Consider the following 18,289-nt stretch of genomic DNA (forward strand, 5'->3'; position numbering starts at 1 on the left):
GGCTTTAGCCGCGATGAGGCTTTATCGGTAAAGCCTCATCGCGGCTAAAGCCGCTCCTACAAGAGCCGGCATATTCCCGCAGGACCGGCAGCGCCCTCCCGGCTGCTGTCGTCGTGGCCGCCACAGGGGCGACCACCTCCCAATGCGTCGCCTTCGCAGGCAACGCGGATGCATCCACCGCTTTACCGCACCGGGCAATCCACCGTGACCTCGGCCTCGTTCAACGCGCCCAGCGCGATCCGCGACACCGACAGGTCCAGCGCCTTGGCGCTTTCCAGCGTAGGCACCTGCACCAGCTTGCTCACGTCCGCGCCCGCCGTCGCGAAGCACTTCAGCGGCACGCCGACTACCTTCCACTGACCCTGCGGCAGCGCCGCCAGCGTCTTCTGGATATCGACGCGGCCCGAACAAGCGTCGCCACAGCCCACCCCCAGCCACACCGGTGCGCTCACCGCGCTGTCGCGGCGCAGGGTCAGCTGCAGTTGCACATCGCCGTTGCTCTCACGGGTGAGGTCGAACGGCGTGGCCGCGATCAGTACCAGCTTGGCCGCTTCCGAACCGGACCACTGCAGGCGACGCGCATCTTCCTGTGCCTTGTGATCGACCGCGCTCAGCTTCATGCTGCCGTCGGACAACGCCACCGGCAGCGTGGTCGCCGGCATGTTGGTCTGCCCGGCATTGGACAGATGCACTGTGATGCCCAGCGCCGGCTTGCCGCGATTGAAGTAGACGCCGGCGGCCGATTGCTCGCCGCTCACGCCCGACTCTTCCGGCAGCGGTGCCAGATCGCCCTTGTCGGCATAGGTCAGACCGAAGCCGAACGCGAACTGTGGGTCGTAATCCTTCTGACCGACGTTGTTGTGGAACTGCACCGCGGTACGCGGCCAGGAGAAGCTCAGCTTGCCGTGGAAATCGTTCTGTACGCTGCCATCGGCCTTGCGCAGCAGCACGTCGGCGATGCCCTCGCCTTCCGAGCCCGGCAGCCATGCGGCAACGAAGGCATCGGAGGTGTTGATCTCGCGGTTCATCCACAGCGGGCGACCGCTCAGGAACACCGCCACCACCGGGATGCCATCGGCCTTGAGCTTCTTCAGCAGTTGCAGGTCGCTCTCGTCGCCAGCCTTGTACAGCAGGTTCGGGATGTCGCCCTGGAACTCGGCATACGGGTTCTCACCGAACACCACGATCGCCACGTCGGGCTTGCGCTTGTACTTGCCGTCGATCGCCAGCTCGGCACTGCCGCCGCCAGCCTTGACCTGCTTGTCCAGGCCCTCCCAGATGGTGTTGCCATTGGGGTAGTCCGAACGCTTGGTGCCGGTGCCCTGCCAGTTCAACGTCCAGCCGCCGGACTGCTTGCCCATGTCATTGGCGCCATCGCCGGTGACCAGCACATGCTTGTGCGGATCCAGCGGCAGGATGCCGTTCTGGTTCTTCAGCAACACCAGCGACTCGCGCACCGCCTGGCGTGCGATCGCACGGTGCTCAGGCGCACCGAGCAGCTCGAACTTGCCACCCAGCGGACGCTGCGACGGCTTGCCGGCTTCGAACAGGCCCAACCGCATCTTGACCCGCAGAATGCGCCGCACCGCGTCGTCCAGGCGTTCCATCGGGACCTGCCCCGACTTCACCGCCGCCAACTCGGTTTCGTAGACACCCTTCCAGCTGTCCGGCGCCATCGCCATGTCCACGCCAGCGAGGAACGAGGCCGGGCAGTCGGTGTTGCTGCAGCCCTTGACCTGGCCGTGACCGTTCCAGTCGCCGACCACGAAGCCGCCGAAGTGCATCTGGCCCTTCAGCACGTCGGTCAGCATAGCCTTGTAGCCGTGCATCTTCTCGCCGTTGAAGCTGTTGAACGAGGCCATCACGCTCTGCGCACCGGCTGCGATCGCCGGCGGATAACCGGCGGCATGCACGTCGCGCAGGGTCTCTTCCGAAACCTGCGTATCGCCCTGGTCCTTGCCATCGGTGGTGCCGCCGTCGCCGACGAAATGCTTGACCGAGGAGATCACGTGGCTGCCGTCAAGGAACTGCGGCGTGCCCGGCACGCCCTGCAAGCCCTCGACCACCTTGCCGGCATAGCTGGCCACTACATCCGGCGATTCGGAATAGCCCTCGTAAGAGCGGCCCCAGCGATCGTCCTGTGGCACCGCCACGGTCGGCGCGAAAGTCCACTCCATGCCGGTGACGCGAGTCTCGGCGGCAGTGACCTCGCCGATCTTGCGCATCAGTTCCGGGTTGCGCGTGGCCCCCAGGCCGATGTTGTGCGGGAACAGCGTCGCACCGACGATGTTGCTCTGGCCGTGCACCGCATCGATACCGAAGATGATCGGGATCGCATGGCCGCCCTGCGAGGTGTCCATCGATGCGTCATAGAACGCATCGGCCAGCTTCAGCCACTCGGCCGGGCTGGCGTCGTACTTGCCGCCGGGATCGGAATTGCCGCCGGCCAGCACCGAGCCGAGCCGGTACTTGCGCACGTCCTCGGGCGTCATGCTGGCGATGTCGCCCTGGATGGTCTGCGCGACCTTCTCTTCGACGCTCATCTGCGCCATCACGTCGCTGACGCGCTTTTCCAGCGCCGCATCTTCAGCGAACGGCCACTTCGGCGAGGGCCACTTCTCCGGATGGATGGTGGTGGAAGCGGCGGTGTCCTGCACCGGGGCGGCACTGGCGCCATCGGCGGCCGGTTTGCCTTGGCAGGCGGCCAACAGCAGCACCGAACTGGCGGTGGCGATCGAAAGCGCGCGGCGGATCAAAAGCGCCGAAGCGCGGCGGGACGTGGTTTGCAAAGGGCGATCTCCATACACGGGTTACCGACCGACCCGCTCGCGGGCCGTCATCCGGCGCGTACGCTTTCTCATCCGTGAATGGCTGTCAACAAAAGCGAACGATATAGCCCATGGGCAAGCGTATATCGGAATGCGATATATCCGAACCCAACGCAAACACAATGAAATAGCAGGTTTTCCGCCGACTCGGGCGTCTGCCTGAGCGGCCTGATCGGCAATGCGATGCTGCACCGCAATATCGACATGCGCTGCAATTGCGCGAAGAAGTGCCCTCAAGGTCGCGCGCGAGATAGCGCCAGTGATCTTGTGGGAGGGACTTCAGTCCCGACAGGCATTACCGGTAAAGCGTCGGGACTGAAGTCCCTCCCACAAGAGCTGGCCGTGCCGAATGCAAACAGAGCCAACGAAAAACGGATGCCTCTCGGCATCCGTTTTCAGTAACCCTGCAATGGACCGCTTACTTCGCCGCGAGCTGCCCCAGCACCGCACGCGTCACCGGATCGGTGATCCCGGACGCCTCGCCCTTCAAGGCCGGCAGCAACTGGCTGGCCAGATGCTTGCCCAGCTCGACGCCGAACTGGTCGAACGCGTTGATACCCCACATCACCGACTGCACGTACACGCTGTGTTCGTACATCGAGATCAGCGCGCCCAGCGCCTGCGGGGTCAGCGCGTCGAACAGGATCAGCGTACTCGGCCGGCCGCCCGGATAGCTGCGGGCCGGATCGTCGCTGCTCTCGCCGTTGGCGAGCGCCTCGGTCTGCGCCAGCAGATTGGCCAGCAGCGCCTGATGGTTCTCGACATAGGGATCGTCGTTGTGGACCACGCCGATGAAGTCGGCCGGCACGATGCTGGTGCCCTGGTGCAGCGCCTGGAAGAAGCTGTGCTGCACATCGGTGCCCGCGCCGCCCCACCACACCGACACGGTGTCGCTGTCGACCGGCGAGCCGTCGAGCTTGACGCGCTTGCCCAGGCTCTCCATCACCAACTGCTGCAGGTAGGCCGGCAGCAGCGCCAGACGCTGGTCGTAGGTCATCACCGCGTAGGTCGCGCTGCCGAGCAGGTTGCGGTTCCACACGGCGGTCAGGCCGTGCAGCACCGCGACGTTGTCGGCCAGCGGCGTTTCCAGCACGTGCTTGTCGAACTCGGCCGCGCCCGCCAGCAACTGCTCGAAGCGCTCGAAGCCGATCGCCAGCGCGATCGGAAAGCCGACCGCCGACCACAGCGAATAACGGCCGCCGACCCAGTCCCACATCGGCAGCACGCGACCCGGCGCGATGTTGAACGCCTTGGCGGCACGCTCGGGATTGGCGCTGACTGCATACAGGCGCTCACTGCCGCCCAGCCAGCCGTGCAGGATGCCGCCGTTGAGCAGCGTCTCCTGGGTACCGAAGGTCTTGGAAATCAGGATGCCGGCGGTGGTCGCCGGATCCAGCGTCGCCAACGTTCGCTGCATCGCCGCGCCGTCGACGTTGGAAACGAAATGCACGCGGAAGCGTGCATTCGAGACCGGGCGCAGCGCGTCGGCGACCAGACGCGGACCGAGGTCGGAACCACCGATGCCGACGCTGACGATGTCGGTGACACCACTGCCCTCCAGCGCTTCGATCAGTGCCTTCATGTTCTGACGCACTTCGGCAGCGGTGGCGTAAGCCTCGGCCGCAACCGGCGCACCGGTCAGATTGCCGCGCAGTGCGGTGTGCAGCGCGGCGCGCTGCTCGGTGACGTTGACCTGTTCGCCACGAAACAGGCGCTGGAATGCGCCGGCGACGTCGCGCTCGGCGGCCAGCGCCAGCAACGCGTCCAACGCCGCGCGATCGTACTTCTGTCGCGCGAAGTTGAAATACAACGGACCGACCCGCTTCGCGTACTGCTCCAGCCGATCGGGCTCGGCGGCCAACAACGCGGGGATGGCAGCGCCCCGCAGGCGCTGGGCGTGGGGGTGCAGCGAGTCGAATCCGTTGTTCTGGGTCATGCGGCCTGGGTCGGGATCGATTGGTTGGTGTGGGAGATCTTGTTGGCGCCGTCGACGTAGACCAGGTTCGGCTTGAACGTGTCAGCCTCGGCTTCGCTCATGCTGGCGAACGCGGCGATGATGATCAGGTCACCGACCTGTACGTGGCGCGCGGCGCCGCCATTGAGCGAGATGATGCCACTGCCCTCTTCCGCACGGATCGCGTAGGTGCTGAAACGTGCACCGTTGGTCACGTCCCAGATATGGACCTGTTCGAACTCGCGGATGCCGGTGGCTCGCAGCAACAGGTCGTCGATCGCGATCGAGCCCTCGTAGTTGAGCTCGGAATGGGTGACGGTGGCGCGGTGGATCTTGGCTTTCAGCAGGGACAGTTGCATGGTCGTGCGGAACGGCAAAAAGAAGACATGCAGTTTACACCCCTGCGCTGCCGCTGGCCTTTACAGGTACGCGGCACCGGCCGAATACCGTGAACCTCAGAACTCCAGGTTGTCGATCAGCCGGGTGCGGCCCAGCTTGGCCGCGATCAGCGCCACGCGCGGGCCAGCATGTTCGTCGCCCGGTTCGGTCAGCTCCGGCGTGCGGATCGCCGCATAGTCGACCACGAAGCCGCCTTCAGCCAGCTCGGCCGCCGCTGCCGCCTCGACCTGTGCACGCGGCGTGCCGGCCTTGATCGCGTCACGCATGCCCAGCAGCACCTTGCGGATCAACGCCGCGCGCGGACGCTCTTCCTCGCTCAGATACTGGTTGCGCGAACTCATCGCCAGCCCGTCCAGTTCACGCACGATGCTGCCGGGGAGCAGCTCGATCGGGAAGGCCAAGTCGGTCACCATCTGCCGGATCACCGCCAACTGCTGGTAATCCTTCTTGCCGAATGCGGCAAAGTCCGGCTGCACCTGATTGAACAGCCGCGCCACCACCGTGCATACGCCGTCGAAGTGGCCAGGGCGGTGAGCCCCTTCCAGCACCTCGCTGACACCCGGTGCGTGCATGCGCATCGCCAGCTCGGTGCCAAGCGGATACATCGCTTCCACGCTCGGCAACCACAGCAGGTCGCAACCGGCGTCCTCAAGGCCGCGCATGTCGGCCTCGGGCGTGCGCGGGTAGCGCGTGAAGTCCTCGTTCGGGCCGAACTGGGTCGGATTGACGAACACGCTGGACACCACGCGGTCGGCGTACTGCCGCGCCAGCATCACCAGTGAAAAGTGGCCGGCGTGCAGGTTGCCCATGGTCGGCACCAGTGCCACGCGCAGGCCTTCGCGTTTCCAGCCGGCGACGATCGCGCGCAGCCGGGACAGATCATTGACGGTCTCGATCATGCGGCGTAGGCGTGCTCGGCATCGGGGAAGCTGCCGTCGCGAACGGCAGCGGCATAGGCCTGCACCGCGCCTGCGACCGAGCCGCCCTCGGCCAGGAAATCCTTGACGAACTTGGGCCGGCGGTGGCCGCTGTCCAGGCCCAGGAAGTCGTGCAACACCAGCACCTGGCCATCGCAGCCGGGACCGGCGCCGATGCCGATGGTCGGCACCGGCAGATCAGCGGTGATCTGCGCGGCCAACGGGCTCGGTACGCACTCCAGCAACACCGCGCCTGCACCGGCCTCGACCGCGGCACGCGCATCGTCGCGCAGACGCTGCGCGGCATCACCACGTCCCTGCACGCGGTAACCGCCCAGGCGCAGCACCGATTGCGGGGTCAGGCCCAGATGCGAGCAGACCGGAATCTCACGCTCGACCAGATAGCGGATCACATCCAGCTTGAAGCCGGCGCCCTCGAGCTTGACCATCTGCGCGCCCGCCTGCAGCAACTGCATCGAGGCGTCGAAAGCACGCTCCGGCGTGGCATCGGCGCCGAACGGCAGATCGGCCATCAGCAGCGCCTGCTTCAGCACCCGCGCCACGGCGGTGGTGTGATAGACCATGTCCTGCACGGTGACCGGCAGGGTCGAGTCATGCCCCTGCACCACCATGCCCAGCGAATCGCCGATCAGCACCACATCGACACCGTTGGTGTCGAAAGTACGGGCGAATCCGGCGTCGTAGGCGGTCAACACCACCAGCTTGCGACCCTCGCGCTTGGCCTCGACCAACGCGGGGACGGTCCAGGGCTTGCTATCGGTATGGCTGCTCATGAACTCATTACGTGGGGTGATAAGCCGGGCATTATCTACCCAATCGGCTCGATCCCGCAGGCATCGATACCGGCGAGTACGGACTTCACCGTTCCATGCCCGGGAATCGCTGCCTCCGGCGCTATTTCGGCCAGCGGCACCAGCGCGAATGCGCGTTCATGCAGGTGCGGGTGCGGTACCCGCAGGCGCGGCAGTTCGATCCGCTGCTCGCCATACAGCAGCAGGTCCAGATCCAGCGTACGCGGCCCCCAGCGCTCGCCCGGCAGGCGGATGCGGCCGAAGCGCTGCTCGATATCGAGCAACTGGTCCAGCAATGCCTCGGCCGTCAGTTCGGTATCGAGCAAGGCGGCGGCATTGATGAAGTCAGGCTGGTCCTCGCGCCCCCAGGCCGGGGTCCGGTACAGCCGCGAGGCCGCCAGCAGGCGGGTCCGCGGCAGCCCGGCCAGCGCCGACTGCGCCTGCCGCACCGCCGCCGGCGCATCGCCCAGGTTCGCACCCAGGCCAATGCAGGCCCGTACCAAGACCGCCTTACTCCGGACTGGAGCCGGCACGGCGCCGGCGACGCCGGCGCTTGTGCGGTGACGGTGCTGCATCCTCGCCGAGTTCGGCCTGCACCGCCTCGATCGCCGAGGTCAGCTCCGGACCCGACTGCAACTGCGCCTCGCGCCAGAACTCGACATCGGCCGCATGGTCCGGCGAGGCGATCTGACGCAGCATCAGGAAGTCGAACGCCGCGCGGAAGCGCGGGTGCGCCAGCGTGCGGAACACGCGCTTGCGCTGACGCAGCGAGAAGCGTGTCTGCAGCAGCCAGATTTCCTGCATCGGCAGCGAAAAGCGCCGCGGCAGTGCCACCCGCTCGATCTCGTGCAGGGTGACGCGATCGGCGGCGCGGCGCTGCGCCTCTTCCACCGAGACGCCCTGCGCCTGCAAGGTCGCCAGGGTGCGGCAGAACGCCGGCCACAACAGCAACGCGAACAGGAATGCCGGCGACACCGGCTCATCGTTGGCCACGCGTGCATCGGTATTGCGCAAGCCGGCGATCAGCATCCGCCGCAGCGCACCGCTGCGATTGGAGCGCAGCGCGGTGGCACTCTCCGGGAACAGCGCCTCAAGCAGGCCATGTCGCTCAAGCCCCTCGAAGCTGGCCACGGCTTGGCCGGACAGGAACAGCTTGAGCACTTCTTCGAACAACCGCGCCGGCGCCGCATCGACCAGCAACCCGGCCAGGCGCGGGAGCGGCTCGGCAGTGGCCGGCTCGATCTCGAAACTGAGCTTGGCCGCCAACCGCACCGCACGCAGCATCCGTACCGGATCTTCGCGGTAGCGCTGCTCGGGATCGCCGATCAGGCGCATCACCCGCGCCTGCACGTCGTCGAAGCCGCCCACGTAGTCGCGCACCGAGAAGTCCTCGATCGCGTAGTACAAGGCGTTGCAGGTGAAGTCACGGCGGATCGCGTCTTCTTCGATGTTGCCGTAGACGTTGTCGCGCACCAGCCGGCCGTTCTCAAGCTCGCGGTCGCCGCTGCCGTCGTCGCTGTTGGCGCGGAACGTGGCGACCTCGATGATCTCGCGGCCGAACACCACATGCGCCAGACGGAAACGGCGGCCGATCAGGCGGCAGTTGCGGAACAGGCCCTTGACCTCCTCCGGCGTGGCGTCGGTGGCGACGTCGAAGTCCTTGGGGTGCCCTTCGACCAGAAGGTCGCGGACCGCGCCCCCGACCAGGTAGGCACCGAAGCCCGCTTCGCGCAGGCGGTAGAGCACGCGCAGTGCGTTGGGGCTGATGTCCTTGCGCGAGATCACGTGCTGGTCGCGCGGGATCACTCGCAAGGTGAATGGAGATGTAACTGTAGGTTCGATGGTGGCGCTTCCCAAGGTGATGCAGGATGTTGCCGAACGGGCTCGAGCTCACTATACTAGCGCGCTCACACCGACGTAACAAAACGCTCCCTTCGTCTAGTGGTTAGGACGTGGCCCTCTCAAGGCTAAAACAGGGGTTCGAGTCCCCTAGGGAGCACCACTTCGGTTGTGAGCATGACAAAAAGCCCCGCGATGCGGGGCTTTTTTGTTTTTGCCCTTCGGTTGGTTGGCCCCTCCCCTCCCCGCTGGTGGTGATCGGCAACGAAGGACTCGCCTTTTCCGTGACCTTGGCGAACGCTTGGCGCAGTGTCAATTGGGAACCAGCGCCGAAGCGACTGCAGCTCGAACAACTCAGCCACCCGCCGAAGGCACGGTGGCGCCTGGTCAGTCGGCTCATCGACACCGTGTACCCTTTCGCCTTGGCGAAAGTCGCTAGTCTGTCTCGGATTCAGTTTCTTGCATTTAAAGCAAGAAGAAAATAGCGACTAAGACAAATGGAGATACTGCAAGCATTACACGCACCATGGCAAGCCGACGTTTGAAGCGCTTTGGCCAGAATTCCTTTGGCACACCGCTGTCAATAAGCATCGATATCACGGCAGCAGAATTCCTCTGCCCAATACCTTCTCGAGCCCCAAGATGCTCAAAATACTCCCGATCTATGTCTTTTAGTTCAAACAACAAACGCCGCGCTGAGAAATAATAAATACCAGCATACGCCGCACCTATTGCAATCACTATCTTAGCGTCCACGCTTGATCCTTTTGATGTTATTCTCTCTTCTTCTCGTCCAAATATTTCCATTCAATGAAATTAATCGTTGGCGAATATTTAACCAGCTCACCCTCACCTATACCTACTTTTGGCACCACTTCAATTGTACCACCCGGATTGAAATTAACTTCAGCACCACCGTGAAGAATCGCGCCGCCTGCAGCTTCCGCAGCGCCACTCAATTTAATTGGTGCATCAACTGGCTTTTTTACAAAGCTAACTTCAAAACCCTCTTTAGGTTGAAGCGAGACACTTATATCCTCCCCCTCTCCAACCGAGATAAATCCAATCTGACCATCACCATGCAAGAGGCTAATTGATCCCTCAATACCCGGACCTAGTGCAACTCCCCCCTCAAGCCGAACATCCACCTTATCCAACCTCTCGGTTATCGCGTCCGCCTTGTCGGACAATAATTGTATAGAATTAATCAAGTCATTCTTCAAGCTCAGCGTAGAGCAAAAAGGGCAGCGCCCATCTGGATCGTTGAATTTATAGGGATTGTTGAATGCATAGGCATAACGGCTGAACTGCCGCCAATTGCTGCTTTTATAGGCAGTAACTGGATCGACCGAGAGGAAGCAACCACACGTCGGGTCATAGTAGCGCTGCTGCATATACGTCAGCCCGGTCGCCGCATCCTGTACATGCCCTGTAAACCCCGGCCCATCCGTCACTGCCCGGTTCAGCAGCTCCCCGTACGGCGCGTACTCGCTGGTCTGGATCACGTTCCCGCTGGCATCCGTTACCGCGATCGGCGTGCCCAGCGCATCGGTGTGGATGTATTCCACCGTGTCGGCCCACGCTACCAGTGGCAGCAGCCACGCCAATGCCACAATCCAGCCCGCCATCCTGCGCATCATCATCGCGTTCATCCCCGTCCCCCTACTGCTTGACCGCGTTGACGGAAGCCGACCAAGCCGAGCAGGCCACAGCGTTACAAGCACGCACTTCGACCTGCCAGATGGTGCTAACTGGCCCACTCATGACCCACGAATAACTCGTGCTGGTTCCGCTGTAAGTGGCCGCTCCACCCAGCTCGTACCTAGTAGCCCCCGACACAGCCGTCCAGGACGCCTTGTAGGTGGTAAACGTTCCCGTCGCCGAAGTGCCCACCAGCTTCAGGCCTGTCGGTACTGGGGGCGGAATGGCCACGGTGGCCGTCTGCGTATCCGAGTACCCGCCACAACCGGCCAGGTTGCAGGCCTTGACCCGGTAGGCATAGCTGCCATCGCCCTTGCCGCTGATCGAGGCGCTGGTGCTGGAGGCAGACTGGATCACGCTCCAACTACTTCCCCCGTTGCTGCTTTCCTCCAGGGTGTAACTGGTCGCCGCCGAGACGGTCGTCCAGCTCACGCCGTAGCTGCCGGTCGCACTGCTGCTGGGTACTGTCAGCGTGGGTGCCGAAGTCGGTGCAAACACCACCTGCGTGGACACCGTACCCGAGTAACCGCCACAGCCGGCCACGTTGCAGGCGTTGACCCGGTAGCTGTACGTTCCGGCCGCCTTGCCGCTGGCGCCCCAACTGCTCGCGTTCGCACTCTGTACCGCACTCCAGCTGCCGCCGCCGTTGCTGCTTTCCTCCAAGGTGTAGCTGGTCGCTGTCGAGACGGTGGTCCAACTGACCGTGTAGCTTCCGCTGGTGTTGGTCGCCGGCGTGGTTGCCGTCGGTGCCGAGCCCGGCGGATAGATCACCTGCACCGTCCCGGTTGTCGAGTACGCGCCACAGCCGGTGCTGTTGCACGCCTTGACCCGATACACGTAGCTGCCCGCGGCCTTGCCACTGGCGTTCCAGCTCGTCGAGCCCGAACTCTGCACCGCGCTCCAACTGCTACCTGCGTTGCTGCTTTCTTCCAACGTGTAGCTGCTGGCCGTCGCCACCGTCGTCCAACTGACCGTGTAGCTGCCATTCGCGCCGGTGCCCGGCACCGTCAGGGTCGGTGCGGCGCTCGGCGCCAACAGCACCGTCGTGGTGACAGTCGCACTCCAATCACCGCAGTTCGCGTTCAAGCAGGAACGCACCCGATACGCATAGCTGCCGCTGCCCTTGCCCGTGATCGCCTGGCTGGTCGCCGTACCGCTGTATGAGTCGACCCAACTGCCGCCGTTGGCCTGCTCCTGCAATTGGTAGCTGGTCGTTCCGGATACGGCCGTCCAGCTCACCGTGTAGCTGCCCGTCGTGTTGTTGGCGGGCGCGGTCAAACCCGACGGCAGTGGCAAGGCCGAACCACTCACCTTGGCCACCAGGCTGCCGCCCAGACTGATGTATTGGGATACCGTTGCCGTGCGCTCGTCACGCTGATAGCGCAGCGTTCCGTCCTTTCCATAGAAGGACAGGATGCTGCCCAAGGTCGGACTGGTCGCCAGGACTCGACGGCCGTAGGCATCGTAGCGGTAGGATTCACGCCCGGTGACCTGGCGCAGGCGGTTGCCCAGATCGAAGCCGTACAGCACGCCGTTCTTGTTGGCCAGATTGCCGCGCACGTCGTACCCCAACCCCACCACCGCCGCACCGCTGGTGCTGTCGTTGACCGTCAGCAACTGCTGATTGGCGTTGTAGGCATAGCGGTAGTCGTAGCGGCTGCCCACCTTGGCCGTCGTCAGGTTATCCAGCACGTCGTAGCTGTAGCGGGCCAGGTTGTCGCCGCCGAACATCGCTGACTGCGTGGTCAGCAACCGGTCCAGTCCGTCGTAGGTCATGCTGCGGGTCTGTCGGCCCGAACTGGTGTAGTCGGTGATCGCACTGACGTTGGCGTTGGCGTCGAAGCTGTAGCCCAGATCCAGGGGATTGCCGCCGCCACTGTCCGTGCTTCGCGTCGGCAGTTGGCGCGCGTTCTGGGTCATCGTGTGGACGATGCCGTTGCCATAGGTGAACTGTTTGATCGCCCCATTCGGGTAGTAGCTCACGCCGGTAGCGTAAGTGCCGGCCTGGGTCGGCTGGCCCAGTGCATTGGGCGCGTAGTTCACCGTCAGGCCAGAGGGATAGACCAGGCTGGATGGCGCACCGTTGGCGTCGTAGCCATACCCCAGGCTCCAGGTGTACCAGCCCGGCTGGCTGATGCTCTCCCCGGTCGGCAGCCGACGCTTGTTGTAGGTATAGGTGTTGACGGCGGTGTCGCCACCATTGCTGTTGTAGGTAGTTACCTGCGAAGGCAACCCGTCGGCGGTATAGCTCCAGTTCTGGCTGCCAATGCCATCGGCAAAGGTGAGTGCAGTCAGACGGTTGCGTGCGTCATAAGTGCGGCTTACCCGGTATCCGGAAGAATAAGCTTCAACCAGGTTGCAATCCGTGGTCGATGGCAAATTCACTCCCGCAGCGGACCAACCCAGATTGCCCGCGCCGTCATAATCCATGACAGTGGCCCCCGTCTCTGGCTCGATGACTTTGCACAGCGTATTGAAATCGGGGCGATAGATATAACGACGAGTCACCGTCGTACTGCTGTCGGCGTTGCGGCGCGTGATAGCTGTCGGCTTGCCGAACACGTCACGCGAGATACCGGTATAAGCCCCTTCCGGATGCTGGATCGCGACTGGCCGGTCATAGCTCGGTTGGTCGAATACCTGATAGCTGGTCACCGTTGTCTGCCCGCGTGGATTGGTCACGCTGGTCTGGTTGCCCGCGTACGCGGTCGACGTGGTCAGCAACCCCAGCTCCGAATCCTGCGATGTCGATGTCGTGCGTCCGAGCGGGTCGTATTCGGTCCAGGTGCCGGTGCTCAACCCATCACTGCTGCCGGGATACGAGGCGAAGGTCGTCCTGCCTGCGTAGTCATAGACGAAGCGCTGGAAACGCTGGGTCCCGGCTTCATTGGCGGTGTCGTACTCCCGCGTGAGCAGCGGTCGAAACAACGCGTCGAAGTAAGTGATCTTGCGCGCATTGCCGGTTGCCACGGTCTGACGCCAATGCCCTGTGGCGATACCGTACTCGGCCGCTGACACCGGCTCGAACGTCTGGGTGGTCGTGTTCCAGGCGGTACTGTCCCCACTGGGATAAGCAATGCTCGCCAACCGCCCCATCGCATCGTAGCCATAGCCGGTGACGTAGGCGTTCTCGTCGGTCACCGAGGTGATCCAGCCGTTGTCGTTGACTACCGCCGATTGGGCGCTGCCATCCGCGCAGGTGATCGACTGTGGGATACCACGCTTCCATGACGATAGCGTGGCTGTGTTGTTGTTGCCGTCCTTGACGGTGGCTATGGTGCCGTCGCCGTTGTAGGTCAGTGTTTGCCGTAGCTTGCCGAAGGCGTAAGTACGCAGCGGCAATGCAGTAGAAGCATCATATTCGGTGGAGGACACCACCAGACCTGTCTCAGCGTTGGTCAATGAGGCCACCTGCCCCATGACCCATAGAGTCATGTCGTCATGATAGGCAGTCACATCCGTACGACTGTTCCAAGGACTATAGCTCTGGACTGAGAGCGGCCTTGCAAAACTGTCGAAACTATTCACCGCGTGAATATAGGTCGCCGCGTCCTGCGTGATAGTGACAACGGATAGCGGCAGATAGCGATCGCCAACCGAGTCTCCACGCATGTTGGGATTGGTACCTATCCGCTGGGGATATGCATGACCAGCCGGATCGAGCACATAATCATTCTGCTGGATAGAAAGTACCGCTCCCGAGGCATTGCCATGCTCAACCTTTAGAGCTTTGCCTTCGTTCTGCCTGAAATGCGTTCCGAAAGTATAACGCTGCCAACTCCCATCCGGATTACCTACCGTCACCTGGCTGGTGTCCGTGCACGCTGTTGTGGTGCAATCCGAAGCCCAGCTCGGGCTCATGGCTCCGTAGCCATAAGTCCACTGATAGGACCCCATGCCCGGTCCAGTTAGGGTTTTTGACTTTAAAGCTAGCACATTGAATATTCGCGGATACCACGAAAATTCTGGTGCACTGCCATCATCACTTTCCTTGTAGCATGACTTGGGAACATAGGAGCGGCCGAAATTCCGCCGCTCCACGGAGAACGCCCCCGTGGCTCCTGAGGGAGAGGTGATAGTCCCCGAATACGTCATTGCAGCGAATGATGGCTCTCCGCAATCCTCATTGATTACAGTACCGAAGTTCACCAATTTCAAATCATTCAGGGCGTATTTCCAGGTACTCTGGTCTGCAAGGGTAACGCTGCGAAGCCCTTGACTGTCATAACTATAAGACCAGGTCCTGGTGCCATCGGTGACTGAACTTACATAGCCATCGCTGTTGTAGCTCAACGACAGCTGCCGGCCGTCACTGGCGGTAATAGTCGTCAATTGCCAGGGGTGCGCGGTATCGTAGGTGTACGTCACCCAGTTGCCGAATCGATCCTGCACGCGTGTTGGCAGGATCCATACCTCTTGACGGCCCAAGGTCAAAGTCGCTGCTATGCAGGCCGACCGTTTGGCCCCCAGTGTCGCGGAAATGGATCCCGAGCGCACATGCGAAATCTGCGGCGACAGTACTGTACGCTCGCGCCTTCCAACCACGGCAATATTCCGTCCACGACCACGTGGCAATACGCCCAGCGGCGTCGACCCGACCGGTTTATGTATGGCCTGTGTAGTTCGTTTCGCAAACCAGTCGAACTGGTAAAGCGTACCGTCCGGAGCACGAGCCAGAAAGCCTTCTCCCGGCACACCATTAGCCGTGGAGTCCAGACAAGAGAAATACCATCCTGAATTGGTGACCCAATAATACGTACGCCCATCCTGCGGACGATTCGTGTTGCTCTTGTCTACCACCATCATTTCTTGATCGCCCGAACCAGGCACATACAGGTTATTTCCGCTCCAGTACTCCGATGCGGAAAATTCGCCGTCTTGATAGCTGGCATCCGGTGGCGATGCAATAATCGAACCATTCACGCTACAACGCATGTTTGGATCGTCGTTGGAGCTGCGCCACCCTACATTCGGATCATTCTGACTGGCAAATATTCCGTGCAAATGCGGAATATCCAGATCCCAGTCCGAGAATATCCCTTTATTTGTATAACCTTGCCGGTCCTTGACTTCGAAACGACGCCCTACGGAAACCGGAAGGGGATTATTTCCTGGCAGGGATATATCGGCCACCGTGAATTCCAGCGACCCTGTATAGAGTCCAACACGATCTCCGAATAGATCGTCCTTTAGCTGACCGATGTAGTTTCCGGCTTTGATCTGCTCGGCATAGTCCTGGCCAGGTAGATCACTGGCAGTCGTATGGAATCCCCAGAATGCTGCCAATGACGCCGTTGACAGAAATATCCGGCGAAAGCGAACCCGTGCCGCCGCCGTATCCGGCCAGCTCAATCCCCTGTTAACTCCCAGCATGCTCTCACCCGTTGGAGGTAATTCCACGTTCCCCAGAGCCCTTTTTAGGTGGCTCATTGTTTTTTCTTCAAGCACGCCTCCGCATGCGCAGGAAAACTGCGCATCCACACGGCTAGCTCATCATCAATGTCCCCTGGAGTGCCGCTGAATCCCCGTGGCGGCACATCGCATGGGAGTTTTTAGATTCCCATGTGAACTAATGTCAACAGGAATCACTGACCGCTCAAGACCTGCCCATACCACTTGGGCGCGCCCTTCGCTTCCTGCCTCACAAACTATCGATTTTCCCCAGTCAAGATCGGTCACAGTGAAGAGCATGAGGTCACAGCGGACAAGACCACTTTCCGCACGGGGTGCACTACTCAACACCCTGGCTGATCTCTGACTCTTCATATTGCGCAAGATGGCACCCAAAGCTTCCCGCGGAACCATGGATGTCACCTCTCGCAACATCCCGATCTCCTAGCCGAAGGAAGCCGCAGAAAAGAAGAAGCCGCGCTTGCGCACGGCTTCTTCCGATATCCAACGGTTCCTGTTCCCCCGAACAGGGAAGACGATCCCTACCCCTCCATCTGCTCCAACTCCTTGCCCTTGGTCTCATAGACCCACTTGAGCACGAAGAACACCGACAGGAGTGCCGCGACGGTATAGATGCCGTAGGCACCGGCCAGGCCGATGCTGCCGAGCAGGATCGGGAAGCTCACGGTGATGGCGAAGTTGGAAGTCCACTGCGCTGCACCGGCCACGGCCAGGCCCGAGCCGCGGATCTGGTTGGGGAACATCTCGCCCAGCATCACCCACATCACCGGGCCCCACGACATGTTGAAGAACACGACGTAGACGTTGGCCGCCACCAGCGCCAGCATGCCCATGCTGTCGGAGAGGGCCAGCTTGCCGCCGGCATCCAGCGATGCAGTGGCGAAAGCAAACGTCACCAGCGCCAACGCCACCGCCATGCCGGCCGAGCCGATCCACAGCAGCGGCTTGCGGCCGATCTTGTCGACCAGCATCACCGTCACCAGACAAGCACCGATGCTCAGCGCGCCGGACAACACATTGATCAGCAGCGCGTCGCTCTCGGAGAAGCCCACCGCCTGCCACAGCACCGCGCCGTAATAGAACACCACGTTGATGCCGACCAGTTGCTGGAACACCGCCAGTCCAACACCGATCCAGACGATCGGACGGACCTTGCCGGTGGCCTTGTTGATCAGGTCCGACAGGCTGGGGCGATGATGGTCCTGCGACAACGAGCCATCGATCTCACCGAGCTTGGCCTTCGCCTCGACCTCGCCGTACAGACGCGTCAGCACTGCCAGCGCCTCTTCCTTGCGCTTCTTCACCACCAGGTAGCGCGGGCTCTCAGGGATGGTCAGCAGCAGGACCAGGAAGATTGCCGACGGGATCGCCTGCATCCAGAACATCCAGCGCCAGGCCTCCTGCCCGAACCACAAATGCTGCGTGGACGCACCGGCCGCCTTGGCCAGCAGGTAGTTGGACAGGAACGCGCAGAACAGGCCGCTGATGATCGCGATCTGCTGCACCGTCGCCAGCCGGCCGCGATAGCGCGCCGAGGCGACCTCGGCGATGTAGGCCGGTGACATCACGCTGGCCGCGCCCACCGCGAAGCCCCCCATGACACGCGCGAAGATGAAGAACCCCGAGCTGTGCGAGGCACCGGCGCCCAGCGCCGACAGCAGGAACAGCACCGCCGAGATGATCAGCACCGCGCGGCGGCCCCAGCGGTCAGCCAGACGACCGGCGAAGAACGCGCCGATCGCGCAACCGAGCAACATCGAGGCAACCTCGAAGCCGATGCCCGCCGAGCTGGACTGGAAAGTCTGCTTGAGGCCGTCGACCGTGCCGTTGATGACGCCGCTGTCGAACCCGAACAGGAAGCCGCCGATGGTGGCGACGCAACTGATCAGGATGATGAAGCGGGTATTTTCCGCGGCGTGCGCGGAGGCTGTGGTTCCAGGCGTGGCGATGCTCATGCCGATGGCTCTCGTGGTTGTGTGTTTGAATCCCCTCTCCTGGAGGAGAGGGGTTGGGGTGAGGGTTCGGGGCTAAGGCCCTTGTGATATCCAACTACGTGAGGCTTCGTCCCTACCCTCATCCGGCGCTTCGCGCCACCTTCTCCCGCTTGCGGGAGAAGGAACATCAGCGCAGCAGGTACTGGTTGAGCAGGTTCTCGTACGCTTCCTGACGCCCACTGATCTGCTTGGGCTCACCGCCCTGACGGGCCTGGTTGGCCAGCGTCGCCAGATCCAGCTTGCCGTCCACGAAGTCCTTGCCGGTGCCCTTATCGAAGCTGGCATAGCGCGCAGCGCGCCAGCTTTCCCACGGCGACTTGTTCAGCAGCGCATGGGCCACTTCCAGACCGCGCGCGAACGCGTCCATGCCGCCGATGTGGGCGATGAACAGATCCTGCAGATCGGTCGATTCACGGCGCGGCTTGGCGTCGAA

At 62.5% G+C, this 18,289-nt stretch carries 12 protein-coding genes and 1 tRNA gene; 1 reads left to right on the forward strand and 12 read right to left on the reverse strand.

What is annotated here, in order from left to right:
- Positions 1–182: 182 nt before the first annotated feature.
- From AC3WJE_RS19810 to pcnB, 7 genes are all read right to left on the reverse strand, one after another.
- Positions 183–2,789 (reverse strand): glycoside hydrolase family 3 protein, encoded by a 2,607-nt coding sequence (locus tag AC3WJE_RS19810; protein WP_493732555.1) that lies wholly within the window; start codon positions 2,787–2,789, stop codon positions 183–185.
- A gap of 457 nt (positions 2,790–3,246) precedes the next feature.
- The gene (pgi, locus tag AC3WJE_RS19815; RefSeq protein ID WP_493732556.1) at positions 3,247–4,764 is read right to left on the reverse strand and encodes a glucose-6-phosphate isomerase; all 1,518 of its coding nucleotides are present in this window, start codon (positions 4,762–4,764) and stop codon (positions 3,247–3,249) included.
- Positions 4,761–5,141, reverse strand: a complete 381-nt coding sequence (panD, locus tag AC3WJE_RS19820; protein ID WP_493732557.1) for an aspartate 1-decarboxylase — start codon at positions 5,139–5,141, stop codon at positions 4,761–4,763. Before panD ends, pgi begins: the two co-directional genes overlap by 4 nt.
- Positions 5,142–5,237: 96 nt before the next feature.
- Entirely contained in the window at positions 5,238–6,080 is an 843-nt protein-coding gene (panC, locus tag AC3WJE_RS19825) for a pantoate--beta-alanine ligase (RefSeq protein WP_493732558.1), read from the reverse strand.
- Positions 6,077–6,892 (reverse strand): 3-methyl-2-oxobutanoate hydroxymethyltransferase, encoded by an 816-nt coding sequence (panB, locus tag AC3WJE_RS19830; RefSeq protein ID WP_493732559.1) that lies wholly within the window; start codon positions 6,890–6,892, stop codon positions 6,077–6,079. Before panB ends, panC begins: the two co-directional genes overlap by 4 nt.
- Positions 6,893–6,927: 35 nt before the next feature.
- The gene (gene folK / locus AC3WJE_RS19835) at positions 6,928–7,413 is read right to left on the reverse strand and encodes a 2-amino-4-hydroxy-6-hydroxymethyldihydropteridine diphosphokinase (RefSeq protein WP_493732560.1); all 486 of its coding nucleotides are present in this window, start codon (positions 7,411–7,413) and stop codon (positions 6,928–6,930) included.
- A 7-nt stretch (positions 7,414–7,420) separates the two neighbouring features.
- Positions 7,421–8,716 (reverse strand): polynucleotide adenylyltransferase PcnB, encoded by a 1,296-nt coding sequence (gene pcnB, locus AC3WJE_RS19840; protein WP_493732566.1) that lies wholly within the window; start codon positions 8,714–8,716, stop codon positions 7,421–7,423.
- 121 nt (positions 8,717–8,837) lie between these two features.
- On the opposite strand from pcnB, the gene AC3WJE_RS19845 reads away from it, so the two are divergent.
- Positions 8,838–8,912, forward strand: a tRNA-Glu gene (locus AC3WJE_RS19845).
- Positions 8,913–9,214: 302 nt separating this feature from the next.
- Here AC3WJE_RS19845 and AC3WJE_RS19850 read toward each other — a convergent pair.
- The 5 genes from AC3WJE_RS19850 to AC3WJE_RS19870 all read right to left on the reverse strand — a co-directional run.
- Positions 9,215–9,505: a hypothetical protein gene (locus AC3WJE_RS19850; protein ID WP_493732561.1), complete on the reverse strand. Its 291-nt coding sequence runs from the start codon at positions 9,503–9,505 to the stop codon at positions 9,215–9,217.
- A 17-nt stretch (positions 9,506–9,522) separates the two neighbouring features.
- Entirely contained in the window at positions 9,523–10,401 is an 879-nt protein-coding gene (locus tag AC3WJE_RS19855) for an RHS repeat domain-containing protein (protein WP_493732562.1), read from the reverse strand.
- A gap of 10 nt (positions 10,402–10,411) precedes the next feature.
- The gene (locus tag AC3WJE_RS19860; protein WP_493732563.1) at positions 10,412–13,852 is read right to left on the reverse strand and encodes an RHS repeat domain-containing protein; all 3,441 of its coding nucleotides are present in this window, start codon (positions 13,850–13,852) and stop codon (positions 10,412–10,414) included.
- 2,531 nt (positions 13,853–16,383) lie between these two features.
- A complete protein-coding gene (locus AC3WJE_RS19865) occupies positions 16,384–17,817 on the reverse strand; it encodes a sugar porter family MFS transporter (RefSeq protein ID WP_493732564.1) in 1,434 nt (477 codons plus the stop codon).
- A 166-nt stretch (positions 17,818–17,983) separates the two neighbouring features.
- On the reverse strand, positions 17,984–18,289 hold a 306-nt coding region (locus AC3WJE_RS19870), incomplete at its 5' end, for a hypothetical protein (protein ID WP_493732565.1).

The sequence above is a fragment of the Pseudomonas sp. GW821-FHT07E12 genome (assembly GCF_058986605.1).